This is a genomic window from Geothrix rubra (genome assembly GCF_030268065.1).
Taxonomy (GTDB): domain Bacteria; phylum Acidobacteriota; class Holophagae; order Holophagales; family Holophagaceae; genus Geothrix; species Geothrix rubra.
In genome coordinates this window covers 20009-37081 of record NZ_BSDD01000004.1, presented here as the reverse complement: position 1 = coordinate 37081, position 17073 = coordinate 20009, and the positions used below count along the sequence as shown (strand labels likewise).

The window sequence follows — 17073 nt, the reverse complement described above, 5'->3', positions numbered from 1 at the left end:
CTGCCAAAGATCGAGCCCCCAGCATGCGCCGGCCCCGGGTCGGGCGTCAAGCCGGCGGCACGGCCCGTCCCAGGCCCCGGCGCCGCATGTGGCCCCAGCCGCCCTTGCCGCGGAGCCAGTCGAAGGTGCCCCGCAGGCGCCACCAGAGCGTGAGCTGCCGGTAGCCGAAGTTCTCCGCCACGGCGGCGACGAGCAGGAGGCCGAAGGCTCGCAGCCCCTGGTACCGGTGGCCGCTGATCTCCTGGAGCAGGACGGACACCACGGAATTGAGCACGCCCAGCAGCAGCGCCACGTAGAGGAAGAGCACGGCGAAGGGGGTGTTGATGGAGTGGCGCCAGACCGACCAGGCGAAGACGAGGTAGCCGCAGGCCTCGATGACGGGGGCGAGGGCCTCGAAGAGCAGGAAGTAGGGCATGGAGAAGAGGCCCACCCGGCCGTAGGCGGGGTTGAACCACATGCGGCGGTGCTTCCAGAGGGCCTCCCACAGCCCGCGCTGCCAGCGGTTGCGCTGGCGGCCGAGGGTCCTGAAGTCCTCGGGCACTTCGGTCCAGCAGATGGGGTCGGGCACGAGGGTGAGGTGGTAGGGCTGGCCCCACTCGCGCATGCGGCGGTGGAGGCGCACCACGAGCTCGAAGTCCTCCCCCACGGTGCCCGGGTCGAAACCCCCGGCCCTCACCACGAGGTCCTTCCGGAAGACGCCGAAGGCCCCGCTCACGATGAACACCGAGTCCAGGGAGGCCAGCCCCACCCGGCCGAAGAGGAAGGCCCGGAGGTATTCCACGATCTGGAACCGCGCCAGCCAGGAGTCGGGCAGGTGGATGCCGCGGATGCCCATGGTGGTGACCCGGCAGCCGTTCAGGGGGCGGATGACGCCGCCGGAGGCCACCAGGCCCGGACGATCCATGAAGGGCCGGGCGATGCGCAGCAGGGCGTCGTTCTCCAGGAGGCTGTCGCCGTCCATGCAGCAGACGAGGGGGTAGCGGGCGAGGTTGATCCCGCAGTTGAGGGCATCAGCCTTGCCGCCGTTCACCTTGTCCACCACCACCAGGTTCGGCACGTACGCGCTCTCGTAGATGCCGTGGACCTCCCGGGTGGGCAGGAGCTGGCGCAGGACCCGGTGGCTGGGCCGGAGGCGGAAGGCCTCCACGAGCCGCGCCAGTGTGGCGTCCGTGCTGCCGTCGTTCACCACCACCACCTGGAACTCGGGGTAGCGCAGGCTGATGAGGCTGTTCACGCTCGCCACGACGCCCGCCTCCTCGTTGTGGACGGGGCAGACGAGGGTCATGGGCTTGGAGTGGCTGGTCTCGAAGGCCGTGTCCAGGCGGTCCGTCTCCACCTCATCCTGGTAGCGGCGGGTGGTGGCGAAGGCCCGGAGGATGAGGGCCAGGTGGGTCAGCTGCAGGAGGAGGAAGTAGAGCAGGAAGCCCCACTGCACCGGGGCCGCGAGGAGGCGGGAGAGGTTCACTGGTGCCCCCGCTCGTCCGCCCACTCCAGGCGCTCCCGGGCCATGTCCCGGGCGAAGGGGTCGGCGCCGGGATCCTCCGCCAGCCAGCCGAGGGCCGCGGCCCCGGCGTGGCCCAGGTCCGCGAGGCCCTGGGCGGCGTTGCGGCGGACCTCGAAGACGCGGTCCGCCGTGAGCTGGATGAGGTCGGGCACGGCCCCGGGCCCGCCCAGCACCCCCAGGGCCCGCGCCGCCTGGGCCCGGATCTCCCAGGCCTCGTGGAAGGCCAGGGGGCGCACCCGGTCGTAGAGGGTGGGATCCGCCAGGGCCGCCAGGGCCTTGAGTGTGGAGGCCTGCAGGTCGAGGTTCGGGATGCCGAGCAGGTCCAGGAGGCGCGGCTGGCTCTCCCGGTGGCGCTGGGAGCCGGCCAGCAGGGCGAAGAGCACCCAGGGGCCGGGATCGGCCTCCGGGAGCGGCAGGTGCGCTTCCATCCAGGGCAGCAGCTCCGGACCGAAGCCCTCCAGCACGCGGAGCAGCCGCTCGCGCTGGTAGGTGTCCTCGTGGATGGCCCAGTCCATCACCGGCCCCGCGTAGGCCAGGTCCCGGCTCCGGGTGAGGGCCTGGGCCGCCGCGTGGGCCACGTAGGGAACGGGATCGTGGAGCAGGGGCGGAAGCAGGCCGAGGTAGCCGCCGAGCCGGAAGGCCCCGATCTCCTGGGCGGCCCGGGCCCGGGTCCTGGGCTGGCGGCTCCGCAGGCGCCGCGGGAGGGAGGTGTGGACGCCCAGGCCCAGGTAGAGCTCCCGGAGGAGCAGGGCCTCCCGTCCCGCCAGGGTGGCCTGGTAGCGGGCCAGGAAGCTGCGGAAGAGCCAGCGGTCGCGCCGGGGGACCTCCCCGAAGGGATGCCTTCCAGGCCCTTCGCCGAAGAGGTGGACCGCGAGCCGGGCCTCCCAGTCCCGGAAGCAGGCGATGCGGTGGCGGTTCTGCCGGTCACGCCGGGCCTGCAGCAGGGCCCCGAAGAGGACGAGGGCGCTCACCAGGCCGATGAGGGCGAGGGTGGCCCAGAACAGGATCTGCAGCAGCAGGCCCTCGGGCAGGTCCAGGGGACGGATGGTCACCCCCCGCGGCGGGACCGCTCGAAGAGCCGCCACAGGCGCTCCACGAGCACCTGCGCGGAGATGGGCTTGGTCATGTAGTCGTCGGCCCCGGCGGCGAGGCAGCGCACCATGTCCTGCTCGTTCTGGTTGCTGGAGATCAGCAGGATGGGGATGCGCCCCTTGGGGGGCGGGAGGTCGCGCACCTCCTGCACGAGCCGGAAGCCGTTCATGGCCGGCATCATCAGGTCGGTGGTGATGAGGTCCACCTCCTCGCGCTGGAGCCGGTCCAGGGCCTCCACCCCGTTGCCGGCGGGGAGGACCTCGAGCCCCTCCATCTCCAGGCGGGCCTGGATGAGGCGGGCGGTGGGGAAGTCATCCTCCACCACCAGCACCCGGGTGTGCTCAGGCCAGCTGCGCGTCATGGGAAAAAGTCTAGCAAGGGTTCTACCAAATCCAATGATTCCCGCGAATCCTGAGGGAGAGCCCCAGGGTGTGCTCCCGGTAGGCAGCGGGGTCGAGGGGGGTGGTGACGGGCAGGCCGGCCACGCTCTGGGTCCACCAGGCCGACAGGTCGGCAGGCCAGGCGCGGGGATGCCAGGTGGCGCCCGCCCGATAGGACCAGGTGAACTGTCCCGCGCCGCCATTCACCGTCTGGGTTCCGGCCTGGGCACCCAGGCCCAGCTCGAAGGTCCGTCCCCGCCGCCAGGCGGCGCTGCCGAAGAGGCCGCTCCAGCGGTACCGCTCCGGGTTGAAGAAGCCCAGGGCGAGGGTCCGGTCGTAGCCGAAGCCGCGGATCATCAGGCCGCCACGCAGGTCCAGGGCGGTCACGGGGAACCGGTACTCGTACGAGGCCATGTGGCTGCGGCGTGTGGAGGTCAGGCCCAGGGCACTGGAGGTCACGTCCGCCTGGCCCAGGGCCCCGCTGAGGGCGTGACGCCCCTGGCCGAAGCGCCAGGTGGCCCCCAGGTCGGTGCTGACGAAGGCCGTGCGCAGGGCCGCGGCCTGGGGCGTGAAGAGCGCCAGGCTGCGCTCCCGGGAGAGGCTCAGGTCCAGGCCCGGCAGGGGCGTGGCACCCAGGCCGAGGGTGTAGCCCCAGGCGGGCCCGCCCCCGCTGTCGGAGATCCGGCGGACGGCACCGGAGAGGGTCATGCGCGCCCCCAGCGGGTAGGAGAGCCCCAGGCTCGCCTCCGAGGGCCGGCGCAGGGCGCCCTGGAAGTCGCTGCGGCGGGAGGCCAGGCCCAGGTCCAGGGCCCCGTCGCCCAGGGGCACCCGGGCGCGGAGGGCGGGGTTCTCGGTGCGCAGGCCCTCGCTGGTGTCGGTGCGGTCCGCCGCGAGCTCCACCCAGGGGCCCCTGGCCCGGGCCAGGTCGTCGCGCAGCTCCTCTGCATCCCGCTGGGCCGGCCCGCCCTGGGCCAGGGCGTCGGCCCGACGCCGCGCGGAGCGGGTCCGTCCTTCGGCGGCCTCCACCTGGGCCAGCAGCAGCTGGGATTCCGGATGGGCCAGGGCCGCGGCGGGCATGCGGTCCAGGATCCGCCGTGCGCCGGCCGTGTCGCCCTCCCAGATCGACAGCCGGGCGAGGCCCGCCAGGGCCTCCCGGTCGCCGGGCGCCTGCGCCAGGAGGCGGTCGTAGGCCCCGCGGGCCTCCGCGTTCCGGCCCGCCCAGGCCAGCACCCTGGCCTCCAGGAGGATCGCCTCGCGGTCCTCGGGATGGGCCAGCCGCCACCGCCGCACGCGGGCCAGGCTCTCCGGCAGCCGCCCGCTCCAGCTCAGGTACGTGGCCGAGTCCAGCAGGGCCTGGCGCTGCTCCTGCTTCACCCAGGGGTCGAGGCGCGCCAGGGCCTCCGCCGTGTGGTCCTGCCAGGCGGCCAGCCGGGCCAGGGCCAGGTCGGAGGTGTAGGCCCGGGCCGGGTAGGCCTTCCGGAAGGCGAGGTACCCTTCCCTGGCCTCGGCGAAGCGACCGGCCCAGCCCAGGGTCTCCGCCCGCTCCAGGAGCGCCGTCTCGTGATCCGGCACCTGGGCCAGCATGGCGTCGTAGGCCTGGATGGCCTCCCCCAGGCGGCCCGCCTCCCGGGCCTTCCGGGCCCGGTCGAGCAGCACGCCCAGGGGTTCGGGGGCCTGGATCGCGGGAGGGGCGGGCAGCGGGACCATGGGAACCTCAGTCGGGGAGGCCGTGGAGGCAGGCCTTGACCAGGTCGAAGGACTGCTTGCGGACGCGATGGAAGGTGGGCTGCTCCCAGGTGGCCCAGGTGAACAGGGGCGGCAGGGGCAGGACGCCCTCCCGGGCCGCGGGCAGGGAGCCGGCGGGCTGGAGCCGCCCGGCCCCGTCCGTCCGGAAGCGCACCAGGCAGAGGCGGAAGCCCTCGGTCACTGCGGTGCCCACCTCGTCGCCCGGGGGGATGGCATCCCGGATCACGCGTCGGGAGCTGGGGTCGGTGACGTTGAGGAGCCCCCAGGGAATGCGGGCCTCCAGGAAGCTCCAGCCGTCCCCGGCCGTACCTTCCCGCCACTCGGCCCGCGAATCGAAGGCGGGGTCCGACCGATCCTGCGTGCCCCGGCGGAGCCAGCCGATCTCCTGCCGGTGGCCCGGGAAGCGGGTGCCGTCGCGGCCGATGCGGGGCCGGTTGCTCTCGGTCATGGGCATGACGAAGCGGCCCGCGTCGTTGTCCACGCTGCGGATGGGCCGGTCCAGGCGGTGGGTGAAGAGGTCGTAGGGCGCGTCGGCGTACAGGGCCGTCTGGTCGCCCTGGAAGCGCACCACGAATTCCAGCCCCGCCTGGGAGCGCAGGTCCAGGCCCCAGGGCAGGCGGTGGTCCCCCAGGTCGACGCCGTGGGTGTCGATGCCCACCGCGAGGCCCTCCTTCGCCCAGTCGGGGATCGGCCCGCGGAAGAACAGGCCCAGGTGCAGCCAGCCCTCGTCGGCCAGCACCTTCAGCCGCAGGTCGGGGCCCGCGAGGTAGTCCGGCACCTTGGCCCAGTCCCCGGCGCGGCCGTCGATGCGGATGGAGGGTCCCGCGGCGCCTGGATGGTAGGCGAGGAGCCCGTAGTTCTCCTCGGCGTCCTCGACGTTGTACCAGAGGGGCTTGCGCTCCAGGGGCACCTCGTCGTCGATGACCAGCCAGTTCTTCTTGAACCACTCGTCGATCCAGGCGAAGAGCATGCCCCCGGCGCAGCCCGAGTCGTGGATGTCGCGGAAGAGGCGCGCGTCCTGCTCGCCCTGTTCGCGTTCCGACTGGCCCCCGTGGGTCATGCCCTGGGGCTGCCAGTGGGCCACCAGCCGCGAGCTGGGCACGCCGAACTCGGAGATCACCACGGGGTGCCGGCGGTGGTGGGCCACCAGGTCCCGGAGGTAGGCCGCGTAGGTGTCCCCGCCCTTGGCGTAGCCCGGATCGAGGTTCATGAAATCCGGGTAGTAGGGGTAGGCGTGGTAGCTGGCGAAGATCCCCGCCCGGCACCCGGGCAGGGTCTCCACCTTCTCCAGGTCCAGGCCCACCGCGTCGTTGTCGTACTCGTGGATCTCGCCCTTGCCCAGGGGGAGGCCCAGCTTCCGGCGCCAGGCCAGCTCCTCGTCCTTGGTGGACTCGGTGGGGTGCGTGAGGGGATCCAGGGTGGGCCAGTTGGTGTAGGCCAGGGGCCGCTGGGCGTGGTACGTGTCGAACTCGTAGTCCAGGAAGTAGTCCATGGCCACGGTCATGAACACCTCCGTGGCGTTGCCCTGCGTCACGGCGAGGAAGCGCCCCCGGTAGTCGGAGAGGCCCGGATGGCGGGCGTTGTAGGCCTCCACGCTGAAGGGCTCCCACTCGCGGCCGAGGATGATGGCCAGGGTCCACTTCGACACGTCGGCGCGGTAGGCGCCCGAGGCATGGCCCGGCGAGGGGGGGATGTCCGCGCGGCCGTGGATCAGGTCCACCACCCGCCGCATCTCCAGCCGCCATCGGGACCACCAGCCCTCCTCGCGGAAGTCGTCGCCGGGCGGCAGCTCGGTCCAGACGCCGTGGATGAGCCAGATGGGTTTTGCGGCCTTCGCGTTGTGCTCGGCCAGGGCCTCGTAGAACCCGGGTGGGTGGATGGTGTAGACCCGGATCGCGTTCACGCCCAGCTCGGCCATCTCGGTGATCCACCCCGCGTAGGTGGCCTTGTCCGGGAACTCGCTGGGATGCCGGCCCGGCAGCGCCGCGCCCAGGTTGATGCCCTTGATGAAGAAGGCCCGCCAGCCCCCCTTCCCGTCGGCCACCTCGAAGCGCTGGCCCTCGATGCGGGCGGGCATCTGCAGGCTGCGGGGCCTCGCCAGGGGCGCCATCGGGGGCGGCGGATCGGGCGCCAGGATCCGGGCTCGGGCCACGGCCTCCTTGAGCTCGGCGCGGGCGGGCTCCTTCGCCAGGGCGGCTTCGAGGACGGTCCGTCCCTCCCGGTCGCGCCCTTCGCGGAGGAGGCAGAGACCGAGGCCATAGGCCGCATCGGCGTACCCGGGCGCCCGCTCCAGGGCGCGGCGGAACTGAGCCTCGGCCTCGCGCACGCGGTCCAGCCGCAGGTCGGCGAAGCCCGCGGCCACGCGGGCATCGGCATCGTCCGGGTGGGCGGCCAGCCAGGCCTCCAGGAACCGCCGGGCCTCCAGGGGACGGCCCGCATGGAGGGCCTTCTGCCCCTGGACGAGCAGCGAATCCTGGGAGGCAGCTTGCACGAGGGCGGGCGGCGCGGCGGGAAGGATCACAGGCCGGCCTCCCGCAGGCGTTCCCGCTCGCGGGCGTAGGCCGCCTCCAGGCCCTCGGCGCGGCCGGGCAGGAGCCCCCGCTCCGCGGCGAGGGTCCTCAGGAGGCTGGTGCCGGTGTCCAGGGTCCGGGGCGCCTGCTGGTAGATGGGATCGGCGTAGGCCTCCAGGGGGCCCACGAGGGTCCACCCGTTGGCCCGCAGGGCGTGGATGAGTTCGCCCAGGAAGAGGGCGTTCAGGAGGCAGTGGTGGAGGAGGACGGCGTGCTTCACCTCCCGGCCCGTCAGCTTCAGGGCGAGGGCCCTGGCCCGGTCCGCCTGGTCCAGCACGTCCTCCACGTAGTAGGTCCGGTAGGGTTCCAGGGAGGCCTGGGGATCGGCCTTGAGGCGGGTCCGCAGGTGCTCGTCGATGAGCCAGTCGAAGGTGGGGATGGTCACGTGGGCGTTGCGGTAGCCGGCCTCGGCCAGGGCCTTCCGCATGCCGTCCCGGGTTTCGAGGGTGGCGCCCTCCTTCAGGTAGGGGAAGCGGAACAGCTTCGTGTAGCCCGGGATCCCCCGGATCAGGGCGTCGCAACGCTGGACGTCCGCCTCGAAGGCGGCGAGGTCCGCGAGGCGCAGGTGCGAGTAGGTGTGGTTGCCCACCAGGTGACCCGCCCGGCCCCAGGCGGCCAGGGCCGCCCGGCCCTCCGGGGTGTCGCCGCCGTCGATGCCGTTGGCGAAGACGATGGCCTGCACCTTGGCATCCCCGAGGGCCTTGAGGATCGCGGCGTTCCGTGTCTCCGGCGAGAGCAGGGGGGTCCGCACCCGGTTCGGCCCGTCATCGAAGGTGAGGGTGAGGGTCTGGGCGGCGAGGCCGAGGCCGGCGAGTCCCGCCAGGGCGAGGGTCCGCCAGGCTGCGCGGAGGCTCACCATGCCAGCAGTCGCTCCACCGCGGCGCGGATGGCGGCGGGGCCGGGCAGCCAGGCGGCCTCCAGGGGCGGGCTGGCGGGGACGGGGGTGTCGGCGCCGCCCAGGCGCATCACCGGGGCATCGAGCCAGGGGAAGCAGGCCTCCTGGATGCGGGCTGCCAGCTCGGCGCCGGGGCCGTAGGTGCGGCTGGCCTCCGTGAGCACCAGCACGCGGTGGGTGCGCTTCGCCAGGGCCTCGATGGCGGCGTCGTCCAGGGGCCAGAGGGTGCGGAGGTCCAGCACGGCCACGTCGAGCTCGGCCACGGCCTCCAGGGCCACGTGCTGGACGGCCCCGTAGGTGACGATGGCGGCGGCGCCCCCGTCCCTCCGCAGGGCGGCCTCGCCGAGGCGGGTGGTGGGGGCCTCGTCCCACTGGTCCTTGAGGCGCCGGTAGAGGTGCTTGTGCTCCAGGAAGAGCACGGGATCGGGATCGTCGATGGCGGCCCTCAGCAGGGCGTAGGCATCCCGGACCGTGCCAGGCGTCACCACCTTCAGGCCGGGACTGCCCAGGAAGTGGCCCTCGGGGTTCTGGCTGTGGAAGGGCCCGCCGCCGTTGCCGCCGCCGGCCGGCCCGCGGAACACCACGGGCACGCTTGCACCCCAGCGCCAGTGGGCCTTGGCGGCGAAGTTCACCATGAGATCCGACGCGAGCAGCGCGAAGTCCATGAACTGGAACTCGGCCACGGCCCGCTGGCCCATCAGGGCCAGGCCGATGGCGGAGCCCGCGATGGCCTGCTCCGAGATGGGCGTGTCGAGCACCCGGTCGGGGCCGAAGCGGTCCAGCAGGCCCTCCGTGGCGCGGAAGGCGCCGCCGTAGACGCCGATGTCCTCGCCCAGGCAGCACACGCGCGGATCCGCCTCCATCGCATCGTGGAGCGCCTGGCGGATGGCCTCGACGTAGGTGCCGCTGAACATGGTCAGCTCCGTGGGCGGGAAGGACTTGAAAGGATCTCCGGGAAGGGCACGAAGAATACGCCAAGGGCACGAAGGCCAGGCGCTCTCACCTCTCTTGGTGTCCTGCCAGGCGCCCGAAGGGCGTCTTCGTGTCCTTCGTGGAGGCTTTTCATTGTCAGCCCTCGGCATCCGGCTCGAGGAGGCCCTGAGCGGCCATCCACGCGTCGTTGAAGATGCTGCTGAGGTAGCGACCCGCGCCATCGGGGAAGACGGTGACGATGCGGTAGGGCTTCTCCCGGGGCGGCAGGCGCTTCGCCACCTGGCGCACCGCCCAGAGGGCCGCGCCGCTGCTTCCGCCGCCCAGGATGCCCTCCTCCCGTACGAGGCGCCGCGCGTGGTGGAAGGCCTGGCGGTCGGTGATCTGGAGCATGTCGTCCACCACGTCGAACTCCATGGTGGGGATGAGGAACTCGTCGCCCAGGCCCTCGATCTTGTAGGGCCCGGCCTTGGGTTCCTTCTCGCCCCGGAAGTGGGGCGAGAACACGGAGCCCACGGGATCCACGGCGATGACGCGGATCTTCGGGTCCTGCTCCTTGAGGTAGCGGCCGGTGCCGCCGATGGTGCCGCCGGTGCCGGCGCCGGCCACGAAGACGTCGATGCGGCCCTCCATCTGCTCCCAGACCTCGGGGCCCGTGCCGTGGTAGTGGGCGGCGTTGTTCTCGCGGTTGCCATGCTGGTCGGGGAAGTAGCAGCCGGGCGTCTCCCGGGCCAGCTTGACCGCCAGGTGGTTGTAGCTCTCCGGGTGCTCCGGCGGCAGGCTCGTGTCCGCCTTCACCACATCCACGCCCAGGGCCAGCAGCTGGTTGAGCTTCTCCTTCGAGATCGTGTCCCGCACCACGGCCTTCAGCTTGTAGCCCTTCTGGAGGGCCAGGAGGGCCAGGCCCATGGCGGTGTTGCCCGAGGAGTTCTCGATGATCGTGTCGCCGGGCTTCAGCCGGCCGTCCTTCTCGGCGGCTTCGATCATGTAGCGGGCGATGCGGTCCTTGCTGCTGCCCATGGGATTCATGAACTCCAGCTTGGCGAAGATCTCCGCCGGAAGGTCCGCGACGACGCGGCGGAGCCGGACCAGGGGCGTGTTGCCGATGGCCTCCAGGACGCTGCCGCAGGGCTTCCGGTAGTGCATGGGGTTCCTCCCGTTGCCAGTATGCCCGGCGCCGTCAGCCGGAAGGAATCCTTGCCGGAGGCGGATCGCCCCCTTCCAGCACCCCGGGGCTGATTCAATCCATGGACTGTGCGATCCCCACCCGGCCGGGAGGGCCCCGGCCTCGGGTCCTGTTGCGGGCGGGCTTCGTCCTAGTTGAACGTGACGTGGTTGTCGTACCCGGTGCGGGAGGCCAGGTTGCCGAATCCGCTCGTCGTGCTGACCGCGACGTTGGCGGGGATGGTGGCGGTGACGGTCTCGCCCGGGGCCATGCCGGTCACCGCGACCTGGTAGTTGGCTCCGCTGCCGGTCACGGTCACGCCGGGCGTTCCCGCCATGCCGGTGATCACGACGTCGCTGGACGTGAAGCCGGTGACGGGGCCGTCGAAGACGACGTCGAACAGGATGGGGCTCGAACTCGTGGGATCGGCCTGGCCCGCGGCCTGCTTGATCGTCACGCCGGGGTGGAACTCCACGAAGACGGTGGAGCTGGCGATCTGGACCGCGCTCGCCGTCGTCCCATCCTTGATGTCGACGGTGATGTTCCCGTACAGCCCATTGATCGAGATCTGTGAGGTCGCGCCGGGGGTTCCCGCGGCCGTCAGCCTGAAGGGGCCGCTGGTGAGGAAGACCCCGTTCTGGTAGAGGTCCCAGGTGTAGTCGGAGAGCATCTGGCCCCCGAGATTCGTGATGGTGAAGTTGGAATTCCCGGCGAGGTCCGCAGAGCCTGAAAGCACGAGGTTGATCTGGTAGTAGGTGACGTGGTTGTCGTACCCGGTGCGGGAGGCCAGGTTGCCGAAGCCGCTCGTCGTGCTGAGGGCGGCGTTGGCGCGGATGGCGGCGGAGACGGTCTCGCCATTGGCCATGCCGGTCACGGCCACCTGGTAGTTGGCACCACTGCCGGTCACGGTGATGCCAGGCGTGCCCGCCATGCCGGTGATGACCACGCCGCTGGCGTCGAAGCCGGTGACCGGGCCGTCGAACACCACGTCGAAGAGGATGGGGCTCAGGTTGGTGGGATCGGCCTGGGTGCTGGCCTGCTTGATCGTCACGCCGGGGTGGAACTCCACGAAGACGGTGGCGCTGGCGATCTGGGTGGAACTGCCGTCCTTGAGGACGACCGTCACATTCCCGTACAACCCATTGATCGAGATCTGTGAGGTCGCGCCGGGGGTTCCGGCTGCCGTCAGCTGGAACGGGCCGCTGGTGAGGAAGGCGCCGTTCTGGTAGAGCTCCCAGGTGAAGGCGGAGGTCATGGCCCCGCCGAGGTTGGTGATGGTGAAGTTGGAGTTGCCCTGGGTATCGGCCGACCCCGACAGCACCAGGTTGGCGAGGCTGTAGTCCTGCCCGGCCAGGCTGGCGGTGAGGTTGGCATAGCTCCGGCTGGCCGGCGTGAAGGTGTATCCGGCCTTGGCGGGCGTGACGGTGCCGGACCAGCCGTAGGGGACGGTGAGGCTGTAGGCCCCGGAGGCATCCGCGGTGACGGTCTTCGTCGTGCCATCGACGTAGGTGAGGGTCGCGCCCCCCACCCCGGCATTGCCGCTGAGGGTGTAGGTGATGGCCGTGGCCGTGAAGCTCTGGACCTGGTTGGCGAGCACTTGGGTGTAGGTGGCGTTGGCCGGGGAGAAGGTGTAGCCGGCCTTGGCGGGCGTGACGGTGCCGGACCAGCCGTAGGGGACGGAGAGGCTGTAGGCCCCGGAGGCATCCGCGGTGACGGTCTTCGCCGTGCCGTCGACGTAGGTGAGGGTCGCGCCCCCCACGCCGGCGTTGCCGCTGAGGGTGTAGGTGATGGCCGTGGCCGTGTAGTTCTGGGCTTGGTTGGCGAGCACCTGGGTGTAGGTGGCGCTGGCCGGGGAGAAGGTGTATCCGGCCTTGGCGGGCGTGACGGTGCCCGACCAGCCGTAGGGGACGGTGAGGCTGTAGGCCCCGGAGGCATCCGCGGTGACCAGCTTCGCCGTGCCATCGACGTAGGTGAGCGTTGCGCCCGCCACGCCTGCGTTGCCGCTGAGGGTGTAGGTGATGGCCGTGGCCGTGTAGCTCTGGACCTGGTTGGCGAGCACGTGGGTGTACGTGGAACTCGTCGGCGAGAAGGTGTAGCCGGCCTTGGAAGGCGTGACGGTGCCGGACCAGTCGTAGGAGACGGGGAGGCTGTAGGCTCCGGAGGCATCCGCGGTGACGGTCTTCGTCGTGCCGTCGACGTAGGTGAGGGTCGCGCCCCCCACCCCGGCATTGCCGCTGAGGGTGTAGGTGATGGCCGAGGCGGTGTAGTTCTGGGCCTGGTTGGCGAGCACCTGGGGGTACGTGGCGCTGGCCGGGGAGAAGGTGTAGCCGGCCTTGGCGGGGGTGACGGTGCCGGACCAGCCGTACGGGACGGGGAGGCTGTAGGCCCCGGAGGCATCCGCGGTGACGGTCTTCGTCGTGCCATCGACGTAGGTGAGCGTCGTGCCCGCCGTCCCGGCATTGCCCTGGATGAGGAAGGTGGTGGGTGCGATCACCAGGGAGAGGCTCCGGCTGGTGCTGCCGCCCTGGCCATCGCTGGCGGCGTAGGACAGGCCGAAGGTGCCCGCCTCGGTGGGGGTGCCCGTCAGGCTGTGGGTTCCCGGAGCGAAGCTGATCCCCGCGGGGAGGGTGCCCGTGAGGGCGTAGGTGACCGGATCGCTATCCACGTCCGTGGCCGTGGGGAGGATCTGGCTGTAGGGCGTCCCCTGGCTTCCGGCCGGGAGGGCGATGGCGGGTGGCAGGCTGGGGGCGTGGTTGGGGACGGCGATGGCGTTGGACGGCGGCGAGGTGATGTCCGCCCATTGCCCGGTGGTGCCGTTCATGGCCTGGCCATGGGCGAGGGCCGTGTAGGTCCCCCGGGGCAGGTTCGGAAAGGTCACCTGGGAGCTGCCACTCGCGTTCGGGGCCGTGGCGGTGAGGCCGCCGGGCACGCTGAAGAGGTCCACTTTCCCGAATTGCACGCCATCCGCATCCGAAAGACCCCAGGTGATCACCAGGTCGCTGCCGGAGGGACTGCCTGTCGGGGCCGGGTTGAGGGTCGGTGCGTCGGGCGTCACCGAGGTCCGGAACGCGAGTTTCCGGACGGCCGAGCGGTTGAGCGCCGGGTCCTCGGCCACGAGGTAGGCCACGTAGGGGGTGTCGGGCAGGAGCCCGGTCCTGGGGTAGGTCGTCGCCTGGTTCCCCGCCAGCGTCAGGAGGGTGGCATCGGCCGTGGCGTGCTGGACGACGTCATCCGGGGTGGGTTCGGTGGCCGGAGGCGCGGCGGGGAACCACAGGTACCCCTTGGCATCCTCATCCGCCACCAGGAGCAGATCGGCGGAGGTGCTGGTCAGGCCGGTGGCATCAAAGGTCACCATCGTCGGGGCCTGCTTGTCGATCCAGGTGATGTTCACCACCTTGTCCGTGCGATTGCCCGGAGCATCGAAGAAGGAGACCGTCTCGGCGGTGTTGGCCGGGTAGGTCTTGGTGTAGGCGAACTTCCCGCTCGCCGCCTCCACGGACTTCGCCCATCCGGCAGGCGCGTCCAGGTTCTCCACGGTGCGGAAGGTCGCCACCACGTCCTGGTTGGTGGGGGCCGTGGTCGAGTAGGCCGCGTCTTCCACCACGGGGGCCACGCGATCGATGTTCGCGATGGTGACGAGCTGGGTGCTGCTGTTGCCGGCCCTGTCGGTCAACGTGAAGGGATCGCCGGTGATGTTGGCGGTATAGGTCCGGCTGTAGGTCCAGTTTGGGCTGGAGCCCGTTCTCGTCCAGCCTCCGGGCGGCGGGGGGAGGTCCTCCTTTTCCGTCACGCGGATGCTCGCGGTCACGTCCTGGGTGGTGGGTGCCGTGATGTCGTAGATGGCGGGATCCAGCTGGGGCGCTTTCGTGTCGACCTGGGTCACGGTGAGCTGGGCAGGCCGGGAGCCGGCGCCCTGGGGATCCAGGGCCACGATCTCGAAGACGGCGGATCCTTCCACGCCGGGCCGGGGCGTGAAGGTGCCGAGGGGCCCGGAGACCGTGAGGCTGCCGATGTCGGCGCCGGACAGGGTGCGGCCCACGATGAATCGGAGCGCGCCCCCTTCGGGATCCATGGCCCTGGTCAGGGTCTGCAGGTTGAAGCTCTTGGCGCCGTTGAAGGGGACGCCGCCGTTGTCGAAGACGGCGTTGCCAAGGACGGGGGGCCGATTGTGGGAGGACCGGCCCGAACAGGAGATCAAACCGGCCAGTCCGATGAGACTCATCGCCGCGAACATGAAGGCCACTTCGGCCCTCGAATGGGTCGGAATCCTTGGGAGGTTCATGGGGCCCCACGCAATTGGTTAAATGAGACTCAAAGTATATTATGCATTTTCCAGATCCTGGACCTGGATGGCCCTGGAATTTCATCCCCGGGGGGAACAGGCCCGGGACAGACGCTCGGATGCGTGCCCGGTAACGGCGCGGGCCGGGCTGGCTGATGGCCACCCACCCACATCGGGGCGGGGACAAGGAAGGTGGTGGCGCCTGGGCGGGCACACCAGGGTCATCGCCCCGGCCCACGGCTGCCGGACGGGCACGCTCCGAGGCCTGTGGCGGGCTGCCTTGCCGGGCCCCTCCGCTCGCTAGCGGGGCCCGGCGGGTCGGTGGAGGGACGGACCGGTGGCCGGGGCCGGGCCCGAGGGCCCGAGGGTGGCCATGAGGTGCTCGAGGCGCTTCTGCATGTCGCCCTCGGGGACCTTCCCCACCCGGACCAGGTAGAGGGTGAAGAGGGCTTCCTGGTCCAGGGCGGGAGTCCCCTGGGCGAGGAAGCCGGGGAGCAGGGTGGCAATGCGGGTGCTGCCCTCCTCCTCGAAGGCGCTGCCCGTATAGGGATGGCGTTGCCTGGCCACTTCCTTCCAGCCTTTCTGGTCCGAATCGGGCAGGGTGGGGGCGGGGTGGGTGTGCTTGAGGACCACGAAATAGTTGTCATCCTCCTCGTCGTCGAACTCGACCCGGCGCAGGTCCCAGACGATGTCCTTCCCCTTGTGCGAGAAGCCCATGTAGAGCCCGAAATAGGCGCCGGGTGTCAACTGCGCCGACTGGGGGTCCAGGGCGAGGTGGGCCCAGAGGGCATCCACCTTCAGGGACCTGCCCTCCTTGAATTCGAGCTTCACGCCCCGCAGGGTCTCCGGGAGGCGCTCCTTGAGGGGCAGGTAGTCCTCCCACTGGCTCAACTTGGCGAAGTAGGGGATGTAGGTGTAGTCCAGCACCCGCGGCAGGTCGTAGCTCCACGCGGTGAGCTGGCCGGATTCGATGAACTTCACCACCATCACGAGGCCCGAGGGGATCAGGGTGGCGTAGCTCAGGACGATGCCGTCATCGTAGGGGGTGAACCACAGGGATTCCTGCCAGGGACGGCCGAACCGGTCGGTATGCGGCTTGGTGAGGGTGGGCTTGCCGAAGGACGTGATGCGGATGTCCTGGCCGCCGACCTTCCGCTGCACCGCGGCTCCCTTGAGGAGGAGGTCCATGGCCAGCTTCGGGTCCTCCGCCAGGGCCTTGAGGGGGACATCATCCGGGCGCTGGAGCCTGAAGAAATAGACGCCGTTCGCATTGGCGTAGTGCAGCCGCCCGTTCTTGCCCAGTTCGGCGGTCTTGTAGTCGAGCCCCGAGTAGGCCCAGTTCTTGGTGGTGTCGTTCTGGAAGATGACCTGGGGCTGGGCGCTGGAGGGGATGTCGTGGATGGCGCCCTCGCTGGAGGCGCCGTCCGGGAAGCCCTCGCTGCCCAGGCTCTGGAAGAGGCTGTCCATGGACTGGGTGTAGAAGGCCGAGAACTTCTCGCCGTAGTGCGTGCGGATCTCGGTGAAGGACTGGGGAAGGGGGAGCTCGAAGGCGCATTCGAGGGCCCTGGTGCGCTCGGGCACCAGGGAGAACGAGAAGGTCATCTTGTTGTAGAACACGGCCGTCCGGGCCTTCATCCGCTGGAGTTCCGCGGTGGGCAGCGAGTAGCAGATGTTGTCCTTCTTGGACAGGACGACGCCCACGACACGGCCCGTCGGGTCCACCAGGGGGCCTCCGGAATTGCCGGGATTGACGTTGGCGCTGGTCTTGAGGAGGTTCCAGCTGCCGTTCAGGGGCTCGGGAATCGTGCCGATGATCTCGCCGGGCCGGACCACCACGCCCTCTCCGTAGGCGTTGCCCACGGTGAAGACGGTGTCGTTGGTCTGGACGGAATCCTTGAGGGGCAGCCACTGGTCGAAGGTCCGGTCCTTCACCGTGAAGCGCACGACGTCCCGCTGCTCGTCCAGGCCGAGGATCTGGTCCACCTGGTAGACGTGCTGCTGCGCGTCGCGGATGTAGCAGGCCTGGAAACCCATCGACGTGAACAGGGGGGCGAAGACATGGTTGGCGGTGACGAGCTCCCGATCGGAGATCGCGAAGGCGGTGCCGATGGAGAAGTACTTGTCATTGCGGAGGTTGAAGGGCACGAGGTCCCAGGGCAGCTCCTTCTCGTAGGTGAGCGGGTCCTGGGTCTCATCGGGGCGTTTGACGACCACTTCGAAACAGGCCGCAGCGACGGTTCGCTTGACCGCCGGAGGGAGGGTGCCTTCCTGGGCGGGCAGAAGGGTCGGCAGCAGGAGGAGAACCAGCGTCAGGAGGGCGCGGAGCGGTCGCATGGGCATCCAGGGTTGTTCAAGCTGGTCAGGACTGAGGGAGATCCAATGGCGCCCTGCAATCGTGGGGGGGAAGCGGGAAGTTTACCGCGATCCGCGACGGAGGGGCGACGGCGTCGGCAGGGCCGGCCTCCCCGCCTTCAGGGCCCGGACCGGAGGTCCCCCGCTAGACTGGTCC

General features: G+C 70.7%; 10 protein-coding genes. All 10 read right to left on the bottom strand.

All coding sequences use genetic code 11. The features are described 5' to 3' along the window. Window positions 1-46: 46 nt before the first annotated feature. The 10 genes from QSJ33_RS10660 to QSJ33_RS10615 all read right to left on the bottom strand — a co-directional run bounded on the left by QSJ33_RS10660 (window position 47) and on the right by QSJ33_RS10615 (window position 16898). The gene (locus QSJ33_RS10660; RefSeq protein WP_285725894.1) at window positions 47-1465 is read right to left on the bottom strand and encodes a glycosyltransferase family 2 protein; all 1419 of its coding nucleotides are present in this window, start codon (window positions 1463-1465) and stop codon (window positions 47-49) included. Further along, window positions 1462-2556, bottom strand: coding sequence for a HEAT repeat domain-containing protein (locus QSJ33_RS10655; protein WP_285725892.1), 1095 nt, complete (start codon window positions 2554-2556; stop codon window positions 1462-1464). Before QSJ33_RS10655 ends, QSJ33_RS10660 begins: the two co-directional genes overlap by 4 nt. Next, a complete protein-coding gene (locus QSJ33_RS10650) occupies window positions 2553-2957 on the bottom strand; it encodes a response regulator (RefSeq protein ID WP_285725890.1) in 405 nt (134 codons plus the stop codon). Before QSJ33_RS10650 ends, QSJ33_RS10655 begins: the two co-directional genes overlap by 4 nt. 22 nt (window positions 2958-2979) lie before the next feature. Then, window positions 2980-4683, bottom strand: coding sequence for a tetratricopeptide repeat protein (locus QSJ33_RS10645; protein ID WP_285725888.1), 1704 nt, complete (start codon window positions 4681-4683; stop codon window positions 2980-2982). A 7-nt stretch (window positions 4684-4690) separates the two neighbouring features. Continuing rightward, the gene (locus QSJ33_RS10640; RefSeq protein ID WP_285725886.1) at window positions 4691-7243 is read right to left on the bottom strand and encodes a tetratricopeptide repeat protein; all 2553 of its coding nucleotides are present in this window, start codon (window positions 7241-7243) and stop codon (window positions 4691-4693) included. Further along, window positions 7240-8151: a polysaccharide deacetylase family protein gene (locus tag QSJ33_RS10635; RefSeq protein ID WP_285725884.1), complete on the bottom strand. Its 912-nt coding sequence runs from the start codon at window positions 8149-8151 to the stop codon at window positions 7240-7242. The genes QSJ33_RS10640 and QSJ33_RS10635 overlap by 4 nt, the downstream gene beginning before the upstream one ends. Further along, the gene (locus QSJ33_RS10630; RefSeq protein ID WP_285725881.1) at window positions 8145-9101 is read right to left on the bottom strand and encodes an alpha-ketoacid dehydrogenase subunit beta; all 957 of its coding nucleotides are present in this window, start codon (window positions 9099-9101) and stop codon (window positions 8145-8147) included. Before QSJ33_RS10630 ends, QSJ33_RS10635 begins: the two co-directional genes overlap by 7 nt. Window positions 9102-9255: 154 nt before the next feature. After that, window positions 9256-10263 (bottom strand): PLP-dependent cysteine synthase family protein, encoded by a 1008-nt coding sequence (locus QSJ33_RS10625; protein ID WP_285725879.1) that lies wholly within the window; start codon window positions 10261-10263, stop codon window positions 9256-9258. 170 nt (window positions 10264-10433) lie between these two features. Beyond that, on the bottom strand, window positions 10434-14525 hold the full coding sequence (locus tag QSJ33_RS10620) for a hypothetical protein (protein WP_285725877.1): 4092 nt from the start codon (window positions 14523-14525) through the stop codon (window positions 10434-10436). A gap of 339 nt (window positions 14526-14864) precedes the next feature. After that, entirely contained in the window at window positions 14865-16898 is a 2034-nt protein-coding gene (locus QSJ33_RS10615; RefSeq protein ID WP_285725875.1) for a S1 family peptidase, read from the bottom strand. Window positions 16899-17073 lie beyond the last annotated feature (175 nt).